At 70.0% G+C, this 19,488-nt stretch carries 16 protein-coding genes; 3 read left to right on the top strand and 13 right to left on the bottom strand.

From position 1 onward, the window contains the following. Nucleotides 1-57: 57 nt before the first annotated feature. From ACWGSM_RS12240 to ACWGSM_RS12185, 12 genes are all read right to left on the bottom strand, one after another. Entirely contained in the window at nucleotides 58-1,221 is a 1,164-nt protein-coding gene (locus tag ACWGSM_RS12240; RefSeq protein ID WP_452323195.1) for an acyl-CoA dehydrogenase family protein, read from the bottom strand. Nucleotides 1,222-1,360: 139 nt separating this feature from the next. Continuing rightward, entirely contained in the window at nucleotides 1,361-2,290 is a 930-nt protein-coding gene (locus ACWGSM_RS12235) for a M15 family metallopeptidase (protein WP_452323194.1), read from the bottom strand. Between the two features lie 37 nt (nucleotides 2,291-2,327). Further along, nucleotides 2,328-3,179, bottom strand: a complete 852-nt coding sequence (locus ACWGSM_RS12230; RefSeq protein WP_452323193.1) for an HpcH/HpaI aldolase/citrate lyase family protein — start codon at nucleotides 3,177-3,179, stop codon at nucleotides 2,328-2,330. Beyond that, nucleotides 3,176-4,366 (bottom strand): CaiB/BaiF CoA transferase family protein, encoded by a 1,191-nt coding sequence (locus ACWGSM_RS12225; protein WP_452323192.1) that lies wholly within the window; start codon nucleotides 4,364-4,366, stop codon nucleotides 3,176-3,178. Before ACWGSM_RS12225 ends, ACWGSM_RS12230 begins: the two co-directional genes overlap by 4 nt. Then, complete coding sequence (locus ACWGSM_RS12220) at nucleotides 4,363-6,321, bottom strand: SUMF1/EgtB/PvdO family nonheme iron enzyme (protein WP_452323191.1); 1,959 nt, start codon at nucleotides 6,319-6,321, stop codon at nucleotides 4,363-4,365. The genes ACWGSM_RS12225 and ACWGSM_RS12220 overlap by 4 nt, the downstream gene beginning before the upstream one ends. A gap of 4 nt (nucleotides 6,322-6,325) precedes the next feature. Then, entirely contained in the window at nucleotides 6,326-7,255 is a 930-nt protein-coding gene (locus ACWGSM_RS12215) for a ribokinase (protein ID WP_452323190.1), read from the bottom strand. Next, a complete protein-coding gene (locus ACWGSM_RS12210; RefSeq protein WP_452323189.1) occupies nucleotides 7,252-8,616 on the bottom strand; it encodes an ADP-ribosylglycohydrolase family protein in 1,365 nt (454 codons plus the stop codon). The genes ACWGSM_RS12215 and ACWGSM_RS12210 overlap by 4 nt, the downstream gene beginning before the upstream one ends. Further along, nucleotides 8,613-9,782 (bottom strand): ADP-ribosylglycohydrolase family protein, encoded by a 1,170-nt coding sequence (locus ACWGSM_RS12205; RefSeq protein ID WP_452323188.1) that lies wholly within the window; start codon nucleotides 9,780-9,782, stop codon nucleotides 8,613-8,615. Before ACWGSM_RS12205 ends, ACWGSM_RS12210 begins: the two co-directional genes overlap by 4 nt. 100 nt (nucleotides 9,783-9,882) lie before the next feature. Next, nucleotides 9,883-11,178, bottom strand: coding sequence for an ABC transporter substrate-binding protein (locus ACWGSM_RS12200; protein ID WP_452323187.1), 1,296 nt, complete (start codon nucleotides 11,176-11,178; stop codon nucleotides 9,883-9,885). A gap of 43 nt (nucleotides 11,179-11,221) precedes the next feature. After that, the gene (locus ACWGSM_RS12195; RefSeq protein ID WP_452323186.1) at nucleotides 11,222-12,061 is read right to left on the bottom strand and encodes a carbohydrate ABC transporter permease; all 840 of its coding nucleotides are present in this window, start codon (nucleotides 12,059-12,061) and stop codon (nucleotides 11,222-11,224) included. Beyond that, nucleotides 12,058-13,002, bottom strand: coding sequence for a carbohydrate ABC transporter permease (locus tag ACWGSM_RS12190; protein ID WP_452323185.1), 945 nt, complete (start codon nucleotides 13,000-13,002; stop codon nucleotides 12,058-12,060). Before ACWGSM_RS12190 ends, ACWGSM_RS12195 begins: the two co-directional genes overlap by 4 nt. Continuing rightward, nucleotides 12,999-14,048: a LacI family DNA-binding transcriptional regulator gene (locus ACWGSM_RS12185; protein WP_452323184.1), complete on the bottom strand. Its 1,050-nt coding sequence runs from the start codon at nucleotides 14,046-14,048 to the stop codon at nucleotides 12,999-13,001. The genes ACWGSM_RS12190 and ACWGSM_RS12185 overlap by 4 nt, the downstream gene beginning before the upstream one ends. Before the next feature lie 160 nt (nucleotides 14,049-14,208). On the opposite strand from ACWGSM_RS12185, the gene ACWGSM_RS12180 reads away from it, so the two are divergent. Continuing rightward, on the top strand, nucleotides 14,209-15,279 hold the full coding sequence (locus ACWGSM_RS12180; protein ID WP_452323183.1) for an Rv2578c family radical SAM protein: 1,071 nt from the start codon (nucleotides 14,209-14,211) through the stop codon (nucleotides 15,277-15,279). A 41-nt stretch (nucleotides 15,280-15,320) separates the two neighbouring features. After that, nucleotides 15,321-15,740: an ASCH domain-containing protein gene (locus ACWGSM_RS12175; RefSeq protein ID WP_452323182.1), complete on the top strand. Its 420-nt coding sequence runs from the start codon at nucleotides 15,321-15,323 to the stop codon at nucleotides 15,738-15,740. Between the two features lie 137 nt (nucleotides 15,741-15,877). On the opposite strand, the gene ACWGSM_RS12170 is transcribed toward ACWGSM_RS12175, so the two are convergent. After that, a complete protein-coding gene (locus ACWGSM_RS12170) occupies nucleotides 15,878-18,259 on the bottom strand; it encodes a DEAD/DEAH box helicase (protein WP_452323181.1) in 2,382 nt (793 codons plus the stop codon). A gap of 247 nt (nucleotides 18,260-18,506) precedes the next feature. On the opposite strand from ACWGSM_RS12170, the gene ACWGSM_RS12165 reads away from it, so the two are divergent. After that, nucleotides 18,507-19,424, top strand: coding sequence for an aldose 1-epimerase family protein (locus ACWGSM_RS12165; protein WP_452323180.1), 918 nt, complete (start codon nucleotides 18,507-18,509; stop codon nucleotides 19,422-19,424). The last annotated feature ends 64 nt before the right edge of the window (nucleotides 19,425-19,488 follow it).

Genomic DNA, 19,488 nt, shown 5'->3' with positions numbered 1-19,488 from the left:
GTCGGGAACCCGCACTTTCCATCTCTGCGCCGCGGCGTCGGCGCGCTCAGTCCGCGCTCAGCGCTTGCCGGCGATCTGACGGCCGACGATCTCGCGCATGATCTCGTTGGTGCCGCCGTAGATGCGGTGCACGCGGGCGTCGGTGAAGGCCCGGGCGATCGGGTACTCCATGATGTAGCCGTAGCCGCCGTGCAGCTGCACTCCCGTGTCGAGCACCTCCCACTCGCGCTCGGTGACCCAGAACTTCAGCTGCGCGGCCTCTTCGGCGGTGAGCTGCGAGGCGGCGTAGGCCTTGAGACCGCGGTCGACGTAGGCCCAGACCGCGTCGGCGGTGGTCGCCATGTCGGCGATGCGGAAGCGGGTGTTCTGGAAGTCGATGACCCGCTCGCCGAACGCGTCGCGGCTCTTCGTGTAGTCGACGGTCCACTTCACGGCGGCCTGGATGACCGCGGCGGCAGACACGGCGATCGAGAGACGCTCGAGCGGCAGGTTCATCATCAGCTGGATGAAGCCCTGCCCCTCCTTGCCGCTGATGAGGTTCTCGTCGGGGACGAAGACGTCGGTGAAGCTGAGCTCGGCGGTGTCCCAGCCGTGGAAGCCCATCTTGCTGAGCTTCTTGCCCTGGTCGAAGCCCTCCATGCCCTTCTCGACGATGAGCAGGCTGAAGGCGTCGGGGCGGGTGCCCTCACCGGTCTTGACGAAGGTGACGACCATGTCTGCGGTGGTGCCCGACGAGATGAACGTCTTGGCGCCGTTGAGGATGTACCCGCCGTCGACCTTCTTCGCGTTGGTCTTGATGCCGCGCAGGTCGGATCCCGCACCCGGGTCGGTCATCGCGAGCGCACCGAGGATCTCGCCCGTCGCCATGCGGGGCAGCCACTTCTCCTTCTGCTCCTGCGTGCCCATGTGCACGAGGTACGGCACGGCGAGGTCATCCTGGATGCCGAGGGCACCCGCCAGCGAGCCGGCGCCGGCGCCGATGACCTCTTCGTTCACGATCGCGCGGAAACGGTAGTCCTGCAGCATGCCCGCGCCGCCGAACTCCTCGGGCACCGAGAGCCCGAGGATGCCGGCCTCACCGGCGGCCAGCATGGTCTCGCGGTCGACCTCGCCGGCGGCATCCCACCGCTCGATCGACTCGTTCGTGACGTGCCGCTTGACGAAGTCCTTGACCAGGTCGCGGAAGGCCTCGTGGTCTTCTTCGTAGATGTCGCGCTCCATGGCGTCCTCCTCGAATTCATATGCGTCGTCGCACGGCGAGTCTAGGTCGGAATGACATCGCCGGACAGTCGCGTGTGAGAACAAGTCTCACACAGGATGACACTGCGTTCCGCGATTCTGGGATGTCGCGGTCGGCACCTCAGTGACTGTAGTCGGGAGCCGCGGGCAGGCCGAAGAACTCCTCGAGGGTGTGGAACCCGCCGTCGTGGTACGCCTGGGCGAGCTCGGGCCCGATGTAGCGGATGTGCCACGGTTCGGGTGCGTACCCCGTGGTTCCGGTGTGCCCGGGCTCGTAGCGCACGATGAATCCGTAGCGCCAGCCGTTCTCTGCGACCCAGCGGCCCTGCGACGTGGGTCCGAAGGCTTCGATGGCACCGCAGCGCGGGGCGCACGCGACGAGGTCGAAGGCGAGACCGCTCTGGTGCTCGCTGAAGCCGGGGCGGGCCGACACGGCATCCGCCCCGCTCTGCCCTTTGTCACGCACGTGCGCGCCGTAGGTGCTCTCCTGCACCCCGAACGAGCGGTAGCCGTTGTTGATCCCGATCGTGCCCGCGCCCGCGGCGGCCGCATCGGCCGCCATCGCCTCGAGGGCCTCCTTGGGCTCGGGGCGCAGCTCGTTCGAGCGGGTGGTGGCGCTGAGGCCGATGTCGGCGAGGGATGCCGGAGCGAAACCCACCGGATCGAGTGGACGCTGCTTGTTGACGACCACCCACGACCGGTTCGGGTCGGATAGCGAGATGCACGGCGCGTTGCCGTTCGCAACCGCCTCACGGAAGGCGGCACCGCCGCCGAACGACGCGATGACACCAGCGTCGTCACCGGTCTCGAGCGCGGCACGGACGCCGTCGGCGGCGCAGGGGTTCGCGGCCAACTGAGCGTCGACCTCGACGGCGGGGATCGCCATCGCGGCGGCGGGCGCGGGCAGCTCGACACGGGCGATGGGGCTGTCGGCGATGACGCCGCACAGAGTCGCCAGCGATGCCATCGCCGTGAAGAGCACACCGAGCGGCAGCGCGACCCGCACGGCGAGCGGTTCACGCGCGACGTGTCGGGACTGCGCGGCACTCATCGAACCATTGTCCCCCACCGGGGAGCGATCCTGCGGCTCAGTACCGGGCCGCCGCCGCGACCACCCGTTCGGCCCCGCGCACCATGGCCACATCGATGAAGGTCCCGTCGTCCAGCACGAAGGCACCATTGCCGTCGGCAGCGGCCGAGGCGACGAGGTCGAGGATGCGCCGCGCGCGCTCGACCTCGGAGGCCTGCGGGGTGAACACCCGCCGGATCACAGGGATCTGACGCGGGTGCACTGCAGTGCGTCCCGCATACCCCAGCGCCTTCCCGCGTCGGCAGTCCTGCTCGAGGGTGTCGTCATCGGCGACGTCAGCCCATACCGCCATGAGCGGCGCGGGTAGGCCTGCCGCGGCGGCCGCATTCACCAGCCGCGACCGCGAGAACACCAGGCCCGGCTCCCCCTCCAGCCCCGCGGGGATTCCGAGCTCGGAGCGCAGGTCGGCCTCGCCTGCCGCGATCGACGCCACTCCGGCTGACGCGATCTCGTAGGCGCGCTCGATGGCCAGCGCCGTCTCGAGTAGGGCGTGCACGTCTCGACCGGGCACGGCGTCGCGCACCGCCTGCACGTCATTCGGGCTCTGCGTCTTCGGCAGGCGCACGGCGAACGCAACGGGCAGCTGCGCGACCGCAGCGAGGTCCTGCGCATGCCATCGCGATCCGTGCCCGTTCACCCGCACCTGCACCGCAGGGCGCTCGGACCCACGACGAGCCCACTCCTCGGCGAAGGTGGCGAGCGCGGTGCGCGCCTCGTCCTTGCGGGAGGCAGTCACGGCGTCCTCGAGATCGACGATGACGGCATCCGCGCCAGCGTCGAGCGCCTTGCCGAACCGCTCGGTGCGGTCGGCCGGCGCGTACAGTGCCACCATCGTGGGTCGCGCGCTCATGCCACCGATCCCTCTTCGCGCAGCAGCGCGATGGCGGCATCGGCGTAGCCGAGCTCGGCGAGCACCGCATCGGTGTCGGCCGCGTGCACGCGCCCGGTGAACGCGATGGTCGGCTCGTCGCGCGAGAGACGGAACAGCGGCCCCTGCATGGCCATCTCTCCCAGATCGGGGTCGTGGATGCGGTGGATGGTGCCGAGTGCGTTGAACTGCGGGTCGGCGACGATGTCCGCCGGCGCGTACACCGGGGCGACGGCAGCCTGCGCCTCCTCGAAGGCCGTGATGACCTCGTCGCGGGTGTGCCGCGAGATCCAGGAGCCGACGGCCTCGTCGATCTCGTCCGCATGCTCGGCACGCGCCGCCCCGGTCGCGAACCACGGCTGCTCCGCCAGGTCCGGTCTGCCCACGAGGGTCACGACCCGCTCCGCGATCGAGAGCGCGCTCGCCGACACGGCCACCCACGATCCCTCGGCGGTGCGGTAGGCGTTGCGGGGGGAGTTGTTCATCGACCGGTTGCCGGTGCGCGGCTGGGCCGTCTGCAGTTGATCCCAGCGGGTGATCTGCGGTCCGAGCATCGCGAGGATCGGCTCGATGATCGCGACGTCGACCACCTGCCCGGCCCCGGATGCCGAGCGCGAGTGCAGCGCGACCATGACCGCGTACGCCGTGGCGAGCGACGCGATGCCGTCGGCGAGGCCGAACGGCGGCAGCGTGGGCGGGCCGCCGGGCTCGCCGGTCGACGCCGCGAAGCCGCTCATCGCCTCGGCCAGGGTGCCGAAGCCGGGGCGTGAGCGGTACGGTCCGATCTGCCCGAAACCGGTCACCCTCGCCAGCACGAGCCCGGGGTTCTGCGCCGAGAGGGTCTCGTAGTCCAGCCCCCAGCGCTCGAGCGTGCCGGGGCGGAAGTTCTCGATCACCACATCGGCGGTGCGCGCCAGTCGCAGGAAGGCATCGCGACCGCCCTCGGTGTGCAGATCGATCGCCACGGTGCGCTTGTTGCGGCCCAGCGTCTTCCACCAGAGGTTCTGACCGTTCTTGCTGGGGCCGTGTCCCCGTGCCGGGTCAGGCCGGGTGGGATGCTCGACCTTGATCACCTCAGCGCCCATGTCGCCCAGGTGCATGGCTGCCATGGGCCCGGCGAACAGGGTGGACGCGTCCACCACGCGCAGTCCCGTCAGCGGCGTGCTCATGCCTCACTCTCCCAGCAGACGCGGAATCCGATGGAGGGCGAGGCGTCCTGCCCCAGCCCAGGCAGCAGCAGCTTCAGCGCGAACTCCGGCTCGCGAACACCGCCGTCGACATACCAGTCCGATCCCACGCTCTCGTGAGCGCTGCCGCCCTTGAGCATGACGAAGCGGGTGCGTCCGTCGGAGTGCTCCGATTCGGTCCAGTTCCACACCTCGGGCGTGCGACGGGTGAATCCCGGCGTCCCGGCGGCGAGCTGCCACTCGTCTTCGCTGGGCAGCCGGCCGCCCACCCAGGCTGCGTACTCGCGAGCGCGGGCGAAGGTGACGCCCGTCGCGGGGCGGTCGGGATCGCGAGATGCGGCGTGCTCGCCGATCGCGTCGAGGAAGAGGGAGTACTCCGCCTCGCTGACCTCGGTGGCGGCCACACGCACGGGGTGCGCGAGCCGGGCGACCCGCTCGAGCGTGCGCAGATCGTGCAGGCGCGGGGGCAGCGGCTTCCATTCGTCGACGTAGGGTGCACCTTCGTACATGCCCGTCTCACGGGCGCGGAAGCGGACGGTCAGCACGTGCTCACCGGCGACGACGCGGACGGTGCGCTCGGCGACGCGGGCGCGGATGCCGGCATCCGCGGGTTCCCGACGGACGGGGGCCGGCGAGAGCCGGCGAGCGCGGCGGTGCGGGAAGGAGGCATCCGAAACCGCTACTTCGGTGCTCAGAGCGGCGCGCACAGCCCTCAGCTCGACGGGCTCGGCGCCCGAGACGCGCATCGCCGCGGCGACGCCGTGCGCGGGGACGACGATGACCTCGCCGGTGTCGCCCGCGTGCAGCGGCTGCCAGCCTTCGCCCTCCGGTCGGTAGGCGACGTCAGTGTCCGAGGCGTTCGCCAGCAGCAGCAGAGTGGATTCCGCGAGCGTGAAGGTCGAGCCGTACACCGGCGCCTGGTGCACCGCCAGCGGCATCCACTCCCCGTCGACGAGCCATCGATGCAGACCGCGCTGCACAGGGAGCATGCGGCGCAGCGTGGCGGAATCGCGATCGTTCCAGCCGACCCACACGCCGAAGACGACCTCCCAGACCATCGCGCCGACGCCGTTGAGCCACGCCGAGCGCAGCTCCTCGGAGTGGTCGCGATGCCAGCGTCGGATGTGATGCTGCATGTGGCGACGCTCGAACCAGTGCGCCCGCAGCACGCCGGGCGCCTCGGAGTCGGCGAACCACTGGGCCCACGACAGGGTGTGGTCCGCGATGCGCTCGGTGGCCAGCTTCGACTCGCCCTCCAGCCCGATGCCGGGGCGCGCGGCGTCGAGGACTGCGACCATCTCGGGGTCGGCCTTCTTCAGAGTGTCCAGGAAGATGCCGTCGGCGCCCAGCCGCCGCACGGTGGCCGCGAGCTCGGCCGCATCTTCGCCGGCGCGGCGAGTGCCCGTGTCCCACGGGTTGTAGTCGACGAAAACGGCGATGCCCGACTCGCGCAGGGTGGCCGCAGCTTCGGCGAGACCGGGCACCTCGTAGAAATCCCACTGATTGCGATCGTCGATGCCGATCACCGGGTAGGCGTGCCAGAGCACGATACCGTCGAGACCCCCGAAGCGCCCGAGGGCGTCGGCGGCGAACCGCTCGGGCGTGAATCGCTGCGTCTCGAAGTCGAAGAACAGCTCATCCCACAGCCACACCTGCGCCACGGTGAAGCAGCGCGAGGCCCACTCGGACGCTGGGTCGTCGTACCGGGTCGGGTCTGCGTGCCTGACCCGGGCGCCTTCGCGCCACGCGGCGAGCTGCGCTCGCCAGTCGTCAAGCTGCGCCGGGTCGGACGGCGCGGCGAAGATCTTGCCGTCGTCCATGATCAGCGCTCGCGCACCCGTCGAAACATCGATCAGCGCACCATCGGCGCTGCGCAGCGGCACGGCGGTGGGTCGGTCCAGCTCGCGGGGATGGAGGGGGTCGAATCCACTGCTCACGATCTCACTCACTCTCTCGAAGAAGCTGCGCCACCTCGGCGGCGGTCGGTACGGCGTCCTGCGCCCCAGCCCGGGTCACGGAGATGGCCGATGCGGCGGCTCCCCACCGCGCGGCGTCGGTAAGAAGCTCGGCATCGGCCTCGTCGGGGCGGCGCCCGGCTGCTGCCAGGCGCGCCGCCAGAACGCCGCAGAAGGTGTCGCCGGCCCCGGTCGTATCGATTGCATGCGCGCGCACGGCGGAGACCTCGATCCGGCGGCCTTCGTGCACGACGAGAGAGCCGTGCGCGCCGAGCGTGACCACGAGCGCTCTCACGCGAGCCGACAGCGCGCTAACCGCGGCCACGAGGTCGGTCTCCCCTGCGATCTCACGTGCCTCATGCTCGTTGACGACCAGCACGTCGACACCGGCGAGCAGCTGGTCCGCCGCACCGACGAATGGCGCCGAGGGAGCGGCGTTGAGCACGTGCCAGGCGCCGTGCGGCCGAGCCGCGGCGGCGTCTCGCACGAGGGCGACGGGCACCTCCAGCTGGGTCAGCAGCACCTGAGATCGGCTGACGACAGCGCGCTGACCGTCGGTCAGACGCTCGAGAAGGGCGTTGGCTCCGGGAACGACGACGATCGTGTTCTCCGCGCGTCCGTCGACGGCGATCAGCGCGGTACCGCTCGGGCCCTCGACCTCGGCCACGCCGGTCACGTCGATCCCGTCCCGTTCCAGCGCGGCACGCAACCGCGCACCGTCGGCGTCTGTCCCGACAGCGCCCACGAAGGCGACATCCGCGCCTCCGGCGCGCCGAGCGGCCACTGCCTGATTGGCGCCCTTGCCTCCGCCTGAGCGCGTGAGTGTGCTGCCGAGCACGGTCTCCCCGGGTGCCGGGATGCGCTCGACCCTGGCGACGACGTCCTGGTTCACGCTGCCGACGACGACGACGCTCATGCCACCGGCTCCGACAGTCGCAGGGTGCGTTCGGCGAGCTCACGGATCGAGCGTTCGGCATCGCCGGGCATCGACGTGGCGATGCTGTCGCGAAGTGGGGCCGTCCATGCCGGATCGATCGCGGTCGCACCGATCAGCCCGCCCATCACGGATCCGACTGTCGCGCCGGCGGAGTCGGTGTCCCACCCGCCGGCGACAGCGAGGGCGATCGCGGAGCCGAAGTCGTCGCCGTAGGCCTGCACCGCACAGGCGATGAGAGCGGCATTGTTGAGCGTGTGCACCCAGTGCATGCCTGCGAACTCCGCGTGCAGCGCATCCAGCGACCCCGCGACGGTGAGTGCACCGTCGGCCAGAGCGCGCCCGGTGTCGCGTCCCTTCCGCAGCGCCGCGGCGAGTCGGGATGCCGGTGGCACGACGGCATCTGCGGCGTCGAGCGCCTCGTCGGGTGTCTCCGCGACGAGAGACGCGGCGCACAGCGCCGCGGCCCAGGTCTCGCCGTAGATGCCGTTGCGGCTGTGACTCAGGCGCGCGTCAGTCCACGCCGAACGCGCAGCGGCTCGCACATCACCGGGATGAGCCCAGCCATGCACGTCGGCGCGGATCAGCGCACCGATCCACTCTCGGAACGGGTTCAGGTGCGTCGCGGTCTCGGGCACCGGCCGGGCGTCCAGGATGTTGCGGTACGCGGCCCGCTCCGCCGTGAACACGCGGCCGGCGGGCAGGGATGCCAGCCACGCCTGAGCCACGTCGTCTGTGGTCAGCCGGTCGCGGTGCCGTTCGAGCAGGTCGAGGGCGAGGATGGCGAAGTTCAGGTCGTCGTCCTCGGGCATCCCGTCGATGTTCTCGACGAGCGAGGTGGGCGCCGAGCGCCTGTTCCACGGCCACCGCTGCGCGATCTCCGCGGGCAGACCCTCGGCGGTGAAGTACGAGCGGATCGGCCAGTTGCCCGTGGCACGTGCGATCTGCTCGATGCCCTCCCGCGGGATCTTCTCCACGGGCTTGCCGAGCAGGCATCCGGCGGCCCGGCCCGCCCAGGCACCGTGCACGCGGTCGATGACCGCGATGGTCGCCAGCGCGGGCGCGTCGGGCAGCAGAGCCGCGATGTCGTCCCACTCGTCGGGTTCGTCGGCGCTCGTGCTCTGCAGAGCCTGCAGCTCGGTCAGCACCTCGCGCGCCAGAGCACGCAGCTCCGCGCTCGCGGGGACGTCGCTGGCGCCCGACGGCGCGAGCACGATCGATCCGCCCGCGTCCGCCCACCGCTGCTCGAGGGCGCTGAGCGCCTGCGCCGGCGCACCCTGCTCCCGCAGCGCCGCGAACTCGGCGGGAACGAGATCCTCGGGCTGGGCCCAGGTCAGTCTCACGCCGCCGCCTCCGCGCTAAGCATGTCGCGAAGGCTCGCGGCGCGGCGCGCCGCGCGCTCGGCGTCCGCCGTGGCGATGTCGCGGACGACGTCCGTCATCGCCGAGACCACGGAGTCGAGGTCGAGCCGGCTCGCGGTGGTGACATCGCGCACCCAGTCGGCGGGGATGCCATCGATCCCGGCCAGGCCGCCGCAGATCGCACCGGCCATGGTCGCGATCGAGTCCGAGTCACGACCGTAGTTGACGGCGTCGAGGATCGCGGCCCTGGCATCCCCGTCGTGGGCGAAGACGAACCCGAGCGCGACGGGAAGCTCCTCGATTGACTTCGTGCGCGAAGGCAGCCGGGCATCCATCGCGGGTGCCCGGTACTGGTCTCCGACGGTGTCGAACGGCCTCACGGCGGCGCGGATGACGCGGCCCAGCTCACGCGGGTCGTCCGAACCGCCGGCCGCCCGAAACGCGTCGACGGCGTCGAGCACAGCCGCGATCGCCGCGGCGGTGCCGTCGTGCGCCACGTCGGTCACCGCGGCGCGCACGTCGGCCAGCGAGGCGCCCGGTGCGCCGGCGGCCGCGACGGCGGCGGCGAAGACGCCCGCCGCTTCGCGCCCGTACGACGACTGGTGGGCCCCGGCCAGATCGATGGCCTCGGCGTACGCGCCGCGGGGGTCGCCGATGTGCACCAGGCCGACGGGCGCCATGTACATGGTCGCGCCGCAGTTGACGATGTTGCCGACGCCGGCTTCGCGCGGATCCACGTGCCCGTAGTGCAGCTTCGCGACGATCCACTTCTCGGCGAGGAAGACGCGCTGCAGGATCAGCGCCTCGTCCTCCAGCTCTGGCACCCACCGGCGCTCGCCGATCATCAGTGGCACGAGGTCGGCGGCGATGTCGAACGCGTCGAGGTGCCGGCGGCGCTTGACGTACACCTCGATCAGCGCGTGGGTCATCAGAGTGTCGTCCGTGACGTGGCCGTCGCCCTTGTGGTACGGCGCGATCGGTCGAGCCGTGCGCCAGTCCGCGAGGAACGGCCCCACGATGCCCTCGACCCGACCGCCGTGGCGCCCCTCGATCTGCTCGGGGGTCCATCCCTCGGTCGCCCCACCGAGCGCATCGCCCACGGCGGCTCCCGCAAGCACTCCGGCCACTCTGCCCTGCAGCACGTCCATTCCACTCCTCGTCTCGTGTGTCTTCCGGCATGGTGGGGCGGACGATCCGCCCGCCCCACCGGGTGTCACGCTCGGCGCTCGCCTCGCGTCTGCTCGAAGCTCAGCCGGCGATGTCGGCCCAGCCGTCGGAGAGCTGGCTGGCCAGCTGCTCCTTGGTGATCTTGTCGGCCAGGTACTGCTGGAAGGCCGGCGTCGCGATGGTGTCCTTCCACTCGGTGTACTTGTCCGCCTTCAGGAACGGCGGGCCCTCGAGGCCCTCGCCGGATGCGAGCACCTGCGACCACGCCGGGTTGTCGGCGGCCTTCTTCTCGAGCGCCGCACGGGCCTCGCCCGACGACGGGATCAGCGCGTCGGCGAAGGCGATCTCCGCGAGGTTCTCGGCGCCCAGGAAGTAGTTCAGGAACTCGGCCGACTCTTCGACGTGCTCGGAGTCGACGTTCACCGAGTACGTCTGCGGGTTCGCGGCCTGGATCGCACCGGCCGAGCCCTCCAGCGGCGGCAGCGCGACCCAGCTGAAGCCCTCCGGGGCGTCCTTGGCTATGTTCGTCACCTGGAACGACCCCTGCACCGTCATCGCGACCTTGCCGCCGTAGAACGACGCCAGCACGTCGGAGCCCGACTGCGTGAGCGAGGTCAGGTCGAGCGACTGGTCGGTGTAGGCCATCTCGTGGATGCGCTCGGGCACCTCGAGCTCGGCGTCGCCGACCTCGATCTTCGCCTCGTCGCCCTCGCCCGAGAAGTAACCCCCGTCGAATCCGAGGCCCAGGCTCATCATCGTCGCGGTGGGCGAGGCCAGACCCCACCCGAGACCCTTGTGATCGGCGGTGGTCGTCGCGCGGGCGATCTCGGCGAGCTCATCCCAGCTCATGGTGTCGCCGGTGGGCACCTCGACCCCGGCCTCTGCCAGCAGGTCGGCGTTCGCGAAAGCCATGTACGACTGCAGTGTCGACGGGTAGGCCACGATCTCGTCTCCGACGGTCACCGAGTCCCAGATGCCCTCCGAGATGTCGGACTCGAGGTCGGGATCGATGTACTCGCTGAGGTCGGCGAGGTACCCGTCAGCCGCGAATGAGACGATCGAGCTCGCCTCGAAGTGGATGATGTCCGGCGCGGTTCCCCCGGTGAACTGGGTGATCAGCTTGTCGTACGTGCCGTCCCAGCCGGCCTGGATGATCTCGACCTGGGTGTCGGGGTTGTCGCTGTTCCAGCTGTCGACGATCTTCTTGATCGCCGCCTGTGTGGCCGGCTGATCGGAGAGCGACTGGAACTGGAGAGTGACGACGCCGTCCTCCCCGTCGCCCGAACCGCGCGTCGCGCTGCCCTGGGTGCAGGAGGTGAGGACGAGTGCGGCGACGCCGGCGAGTGCGATGGCGCCAATGCCTCGGATTCTCTTCATGATGACCTTTCTCGGTGATGCGGTGGATCGGGTGGTGCGGGCCTCAGCCCTTGACGGCCCCGGCGAGCATGCCGCCGGTCAGCTTCTTCTGGAGGATGCCGAAGATGATGAGCGAGGGGATGGTCGCGAGCACCGCGCCCGCGGCGAGCGGGCCCAGCTGGGTCTGCCCCTCGGCGCCGAGGAACGAGCGCAGCGCGATCGGCAGGGTGTAGAGCTCGGGGCTCTGCAGCAGCACGAGGGCGAGGAAGAACTCGTTCCACGCCGAGACGAAGGTGAACATGGCCGTGGCGACCAGCCCAGGTGCGAGCAAGGGGAGCACGACGCGGCGCAGGATGGTGATCCTGTTCGCGCCATCCATCTCGGCCGCCTCCTCGAGCTCCACCGGAATGGCGGCGACGTAGCCCTGCAGCATCCACAGCGTGAACGGCATGGTGAACGTGACGTACACGAGGATCAGTCCGAGCAGGGTGTCGTTCAGACTGATCGTGCGCAGCAGCAGGAACAGCGGGATGATGATGAGGATGCTCGGGAAGACCTGACTGGTGAGGATCCAGATCGTCCCCGCGGCGCGGAGTCTTCCCTGCAGCCGGGCGAGCGCGTAGGCCATCGGCATCGACAGCAGCACGGTGATGATCATCGTCGCCACCGCGACGAGCAGCGAGTTGCCCGCCGCGGGGATGAGGTTCTGCCGCTCAAGCGCCGCCGAGTAGTTCGAGAAGTCCCACTGCGCGGGGATGAGGTTCACCGCGAGCGAGTTCAGCTCCTGCGACGACTTGAACGACGCCGACAGCAGCCAGACCAGCGGGAAGCCCAGGAAGGCGAGGAAGAAGGCCAGCGCGGCGTACATCAGCACGGTGGCGTACCAGGGGCGTCTGGTGTTCATGCGCGCGCCCCCTTGTTCTGACGGAACTGATTGATGAGGTACAGCGAGAGGATGACGAGGATCGCGACCACGAGCACGTTGCCCATCGCGGACGCCGCACCGATCTCGCGGTTGCGGAAGGCTTCGAGGTACGTGAACAGCGGCGGGATCATGGTCTGACCGCCCGGACCGCCCTCGGTGAGCACGTAGATCAGGCCGAACGAGTTGAACTGCCAGATGAAGTCGAGCGAGGTGACGGCGAAGATCACCGGACGCAGCGCCGGCAAGGTGACGTGCCAGAAGCGGCGGAACACGCCTGCGCCGTCGACCGCGGCGGCCTCATGCTGCTCGGCCGAGATCGCCTGCATCCCGGCCAGCAGCAGCACCGTCGTCTGCGGGATGCCCGACCAGACGCCCACTACGATAACGGCGGGCAGTGCGGTCGAGAAGTCTCCGAGCCAGTTCACGCCAGGCAGGCCGAACCAGCCGAGCACGCCGTTCAGCGGACCGGAGTTGGGGTTGTAGATCATGCGCCACACGATCGCGATCACGACCGGCGGCATCGCCCACGGGATCAGGGCGAGCACACGGGTGAGCCCCTTCAGCCGCAGGTTGCTGTTGAGCAGCAGGGCGAGGCACATCGCGCACACCAGCGTCAGCACGGCGACCGATGCCGACCAGACGAGGCCGATGCCGAACGAGTTCCAGAACCGCTGGTTGTCGGCCAGGTCGATGTAGTTCTGCAGTCCGTTGAAGTTGATCTCGGCGTTGCGCTTCAGGGTGGCGTCGGTGAATCCGATCACCACACCGCTGACCAGCGGGATCACGGAGAAGACGATGATCGGCAGCAGTGCGGGGACGACCAGGGCGATCGCCTCTTTGCGCTGCGCCCGGGTGCGCGCGCCGATCTGACGCACCTTCGGCTGATTCTGCGAGCGCCTCTTCGCGGTGGTGTTGGTCATCCGGCGGTCCTCCCCAGGTCGATCGGTGCGAGCGGGACACCGGGCTGTGCCGCCGCCGGCCGCGTGGATCCGCGCACGACCAGTCGCGGGGCGACAGCGACGGTCTGCGTCGGGCGGGAACCGTCGGCGATGCGGGCGAGGAGCAGCTCGGCCGCGACCCGTCCACGTTCGGCCGCCCCCATGTCGACGCTGGTGAGGCCGGGGCGCACGACCGCAGCGAGCTCGGTGTCGTCGATGCCGGTGACGGCGAGGTCGCCGGGCACGGAGAGGCCGAGGTCCTCGGCGGCGCGCAGCACCCCCACCCCGATGAGGTCGTTCGCGGCGACGACGGCCTGCGGGCGGTCATCGCTGCGTAGCAGCGGGATGGCGGCGTCGTACCCTGCCGCGATCGTGAAGTCCGCGGCGACCACGCTGCGCGCGCGCACCCCGGGGTGAGCGGCTATCGCCCCCGCGAAGCCGTCGCGTCGGAAGGCGCCGGGCGTGGTGTCCTCGGGACCGTTGATGAAGGCCAGGTCGCGAAGGGAGCGCCCGACCACATGGTCGACGACCTGCCGCATCGCGGTGAGCGAGTCGGCGCGCACCGTGTCGAACCCGCCGTCGCCGGGCACCCGACCCAGCACCACGACGGGCACCGGCACTGCGGTCAGTGCGTCGAGCAGATCATCTGTGACTCGGAGGGGGGAGATGATCAGGCCGTCGACGTATCCGCGGCTGAGGTCGCGGACGACGTCAACCGACGAGGCGGCGTCGCCCGTCGACGAGAGGATGAGTCGGTACCCGGACGCCGAGACGGCCCGCTGGATCGCGGTCATCATCTCGACGTACACGGGGTTGCCGATATCGGCCACGGCGTAGGCGAGCTGGAACGTGCGTCCGCGCTTCAGGGACTGCGCCGTGGCGTCGGCGATATAGCCCAGCTCGGCGGCCGCACGCCGCACCTTCGCGATCGTCTCCGCACTGGCGACCCGTCCGTTCAGGGCTCTCGACGCGGACGCGACCGAGACGCCCGCGCGTGCGGCGACCTGCGTGATCGTAACCCGGGCCATCAACTCTCCTTTGAGTGCGCTGCAAACGTTCCCACTGTTGGTGTAAACGTTCTCACACCCACATCCGTGTCGTCAAGCGCGACAAGAGACAGCACCGTGGTCTACGAGACTCCAGCACATCGCCTTGCTTTGTATTCGTTCATATGTTCTACTCGAGAGCATGAGGTGGCAAGGTCAGGCGGTGGGCGAGGTCGACGCCGACGCGCTCCCCGGCATGGAGAGCCGCACCGGCATCGTGCGCTCGGTGACCACACCCGAGTTCGCCGGGATGACCTTTCACGAGGTGCTCGCGAAGTCGGCGCTGAACGCCGTGCCCGGCGCCTCGCGCATGCCGTTCGCGTGGACCGTGAACCCGTACCGTGGATGCAGTCACGCGTGTTCATACTGCTTCGCTCGGGGGACGCACGAGTATCTGGGCCTCGACGGAGGTGCGGACTTCGATTCGCAGATCGTCGTCAAGACGAACGTCGTCGAGGTGCTGCAGCGCGAGCTGCGACGCGGGACCTGGAAGCACGAGACCGTCGCACTCGGCACGAACACCGACCCGTATCAGCGGGCGGAGGGTCGGTACCGGCTCATGCCCGGCATCGTGCAGGCTCTCGCCGACTCGGGCACGCCGATGTCGATCCTCACCAAGGGCACACTGATCCGCCGCGACATCCCCCTGCTCGTCGAGGCGGCGAAGCGCGTGCCGATCGATATCCAGATGTCGATCGCCATGTACGACGACGACCTGCAGCACGCGATCGAGCCCGGCACCCCCAGCACTCAGGCGCGCCTCGACACGGTGCGCACGCTCAGCGATGCGGGTTTCCGCGTCGGGGTCTTCCTGATGCCGGTGCTGCCGCACCTCACGGATTCGCTCGCGGCGATCGACGGTGCCCTTCGGCGCATCAAGCAGTCCGGCGCCGATCATGTCGTCTACGGCTCGCTGCACCTGCGCCCCGGTGTGAAGCCGTGGTTCTTCCAGTGGCTCGAGCGCGAGCATCCGGAGCTGCTGTCGTCGTACCGCGGGCTCTACCCCGGCGTCTCGGTCGAGGCGCCCAAGGCCTACCGTCAGTGGCTGGCGAAGCGCATCCGCCCGCTCATGCGAGTGCACGGGCTCGACGCCCGCTCCGAAGAGGAGAACGACAGCATGCGCGGCCGACGGATGCGGCAGCGCCCGGCACCGGCATCCGTCCGGACGACCACCACCTCCGCCGCCGCCGCCGCCGCCGACATGCTGTTCTGACGGGCAAATCGGCGCCGTCGCTCGGCGCATAGGCTGAGCGGATGTCGACGCCTGAGGACCTGCCCGTCTCCGAGTACGCATTCCCGGGGCCGCTGCGCGACCTGCTGGTGGGGGCGATCATCGCCGGCGAGAAGACCACGACGACCTTCTTGCTGCGTGAGCTCGAGATCGACGACGAACCGATGCCCGCCGTCGGCGACCGGGCGGCGGTGATCGACTCCGCGGGAATCCCCGTCGGCATCGAGACTGTCGAGGAAGTGCGCGTCGTCCGTCTCGCGGACGTCGAGCTTGCGCACGCTCTCGGCGAGGGTGAGGGCTATGTCAGCGTCGACGAATGGCGAGCCGGGCACGAGAGCTTCTGGCACGGCCGGGAGTACCGCGAATACATGGGCGACCCGGAGTTCCGCGTCGACGACGACACCCTCGCCGTGCTGGTGCGGTTGAGCTTTCAGGCGGACTGACCCCACGGTCAGGTTCTGCTCGCAGCCCGGGTCGACGAGCGGTGGGCGGCGCCGTGACTCCGACGATCAGACAGAGAAGCCGCCGGATTCGGGCGCGAGGCCTCGAATCCGGCGGCTTCCGCACGCTCTGACCGCGGTCAGGCGGTGAGCTCGGCCTCGGTCGGCATCCGGCCCGCGATTTCCTCGATCACGTCGTCACCGGGGGCGGCCTGGTCGAACGGCGCGTCGATCTCGGCGCGACCGAGCAGGTCCTCCATACGGCGACGGCGCTGACGGGTGATCAGCGTGACCACGCGACCGGAGCGGCCGGCACGACCGGTGCGACCGGAGCGGTGCAGGTAGGTCTTGTACTCGTCGGGAGCGTCGGCCTGCACGACGAGGTCGATGTCGTCGACGTGGATACCGCGGGCGGCGACATCCGTGGCGACGAGCACCTGCACCTTGCCGGCAGTGAGCTTCTGCAGGTTGCGTGTGCGCTTGGCCTGGTTCAGGTCACCGTGCAGCGAGACGGCGGCGATGCCGGCGTCTTCGAACTGCTCGGCGAGCATCTCGGCGTAGGCGCGGGTACGCGCGAAGACGAGCGTCTGCCCGTCACGGTCGACGAGCGAGGTGAGCACGTCGGCCTTGTCGCGGTGCTCGATGACGAGCACGCGGTGATCGATGGTGCTGGAATCCTGATCCTCACCGGCGACCTCGTACACCGCCGGATCGACGAGGAACTCGTCGACGATCGCAGCGACCTCGCGGTCGAGGGTGGCAGAGAACAGCAGCTTCTGGCTGGTGGCTCCGTCGTCGAGGGCGGTGCCGGTCTTGCGCAGGATGCGCTGCACCGGCTCGGCGAAGCCGAGCTCGGCCATGTGGTCGGCCTCGTCGAGCACCGCGATGCGCACCTCGGACAGGTCGAGCTTGCGCTGCTCGATGAGGTCTTCGATGCGTCCCGGGGTGCCGATGATGATGTCGACGCCCTTGTTCAGTGCACCCACCTGGCGCGCCTGCGGCACCCCGCCGTAGATCTGCGTGGTGAACAGACCGACGCTGCGGGCGATCGGCTGCACGGTGCGGTCGATCTGCAGCGCGAGTTCGCGCGTCGGCGCGAGGATGATCGCGCGCGGCTTGCGGCCGAACTCACGGCGGGTGCCCTTCTGCGACAGCAGGATGCTCTCGACGAGCGGCGCGCCGAACGCGATCGTCTTGCCCGAGCCGGTGCGGCCCCGGCCGAGCACATCGCGTCCCTGCAGGATGCTGGGGATCGTCGCGGCCTGGATCGGGAACGGCGTCTCGGCGCCCATGTTCTTCAGGATCTCGACGATGTTCGAGCCGATGCCCAGGTCGCCGAAGGTCACATCGGCGACCTCGGTGGCCTGCACGGCCTCGGCCTCGAGCCGCTCGTGCACGACGTCGACCTGCTCGTCGTGCGCCTTCGCGGTCGACGTCGCGTTCCAGTCGCTGCGGTTCGGGCGGTCGTCGCGGTTCTGCCGTGCAGGACGCGCGTCGCGGTCGAAACGGGGGCGCTCGCTGCGCTCGAAGCCACCGCGGCGGTCATCCCGTGCCGGGCGGGCGTCCCGGTCAGCACGGTCGGTGCGGGGAGGGCGGGCGTCACGATCGAACCGGCCGCCGCGTTCCGGACGGGCATCGCGGTCGAAACGCGGACGGTCGGATCCGCCGCGACGCTCATCACGAGCGGGGCGGGCGTCACGGTCGAAACGGTCGGTGCGACCGCGCCCGCCACGTTCGTCACGGTCCGGACGGTCGAAACGGTCGTTCCGTGCCGGACGAGCATCACGATCGAAACGGGCGGCACGGGCGTACCCGGAGCGGTCGTCACGAGCGGGACGGGCATCACGGTCGAAACGGTCATTCCGCGCCGGACGAGCGTCGCGATCGAAACCACCCCGGCGGTCGAAGCCGCCGCGCTCGTTCCGGGCGGGGCGTTCGCTGCGGTCGAAGCCGCGATTCCCTCGGTCGTCGCGCGCCGGACGCGCATCACGGTCGAAGCGCTCGCGGCGCTCGTAGCCGCCGCGGTCATCACGCGCCGGACGCGCATCCCGACCGAACCGGTCATCACGGGCCGGACGCGCATCCCGACCGAACCGGTCATCACGCGCCGGACGCGCATCCCGACCGAACCGGTCGTTGCGCTCGAAGCCACGGCCCCCGCGGTCGTCGCGGTCGCCGCGGTGGTGCGGAGCCTCGCGGCGACCCGACTCACCGCGGTTGCGGATCGAGCGGGCCTCGTCGCGGCCGGCGCGCTGCGTATCCGACCAGCGTCCCTTCGGCGCCGATCCCTCGGCGTCGGCGGGGCGGTAGCCCCGGTGCTTCGGGCTCACGCTCCCCGGGCGGCGATCGGCACGGGCATCCGATGAGAAGGAGCGGCGCTCGGCGCCATCCGTCCGCCGGTCGCCGTCGCGCGACGGGCGTCCGCCCGAGTGGCGCTCGTGAAACGAGGGTCCACTCTTCGCGTACCGCGGCTCGAAGTTGCGCGACGGGCGTCCGCCCTTGGGCTTGCCGTTCTTGGGCATGGTGTTTCCTGACTGTCTCTGACACGAGAACAGCGTCCGCTCCGCGGGCACAGAGATCAGCGCGCGTGGGACATACCCGAGCATTCGTCGACCGGGGCCATTCATGTGATGGTTATGAACCATCGGCCCCTGAGCTCACAGTGAGCATGAGTAGTGCTCGGAAGAACCGCGTGACGCGGGTGCTCGAAGCCGACTCCTTCCAGAATACCGGGCTTTGCTGAGAGAGTGCCCGCCGTACGATGACCTCATGCCTCTCGACGATGTGATCGGCTCCCCCACCGGCATCCAGATCCGCCTGCGACGTGGCGACGTGACGGCGCAGATCGCGCAGGTCGGCGCCTCTCTGCGTCATCTCACGGTGGGCGGTGTCGAGATCGTGCCGCCCTACCCGGCCGACGAGCCGACGCCGTCGTGCTCGGGAGTCGTGCTGGCCCCGTGGCCGAACCGCATCCGCGACGGCGTCTGGCAGGACGGCGACACCGAGCGCGCCCTGTCGATCAGCGAGCCGAAGTTCCGCAACGCGAGCCACGGGCTGCTGCGCTACACCGCATACGAGATCGCCGAGCTCACCGACGAGTCCGTCACGCTCGCGGCGAAGATCGTGCCGCAGACCGGATACCCGTACCTGGTCGCGACATCGGTCACCTACGCGCTGACGGATGCCGGTATCGACGTCACGCACACCCTCACCAACCACTCGGCGGACGCCGCGCCGGTGGCGCTCGGCACGCACCCGTTCCTCGTCATCGACGGGGTCGACTCCCTGCAGCTCGTGCTGCGCCTGCCGGCCGAGACGTACTTCGAGACCGACGACCGGATGCTGCCGGTCGGCGAGAGCCCGGTCTCGTCGGCGACCGACCTGCGCGAGGGCCGTCGCCTCGGCGACGTGCAGCTCGACACCGGGTACGCCAACCTGCACCGCGACGCCGACGGCTTCGTGCGCACCACGCTCTCCGCCCCGGACGGCCGCACGGTGACGCTGCAGCAGGGACCGGGATTCGACTACGTCCAGGCGTTCACGACCGACAAGTATCCCGGGCGGCCGCTCGCCGTGGCGATCGAGCCGATGACGGCCCCGGCCGACGCCTTCAACTCCGGTCGCGGGCTGCGCCGCCTCGCTGAAGGCGAATCGTGGACACTGGAATGGGGCATCCGCTTCTCCTGACTCGATCTCGCGTGAGAGATCAGAGACGCACCTCCGAACGCCCGGTCAGGTGCGTTTCCGATCT

It is taken from the genome of Microbacterium sp. NPDC055521, from assembly GCF_053619695.1.
Note: the sequence above shows the minus strand (reverse complement) of the source record. Positions and strands in the feature narration are given on the sequence as shown.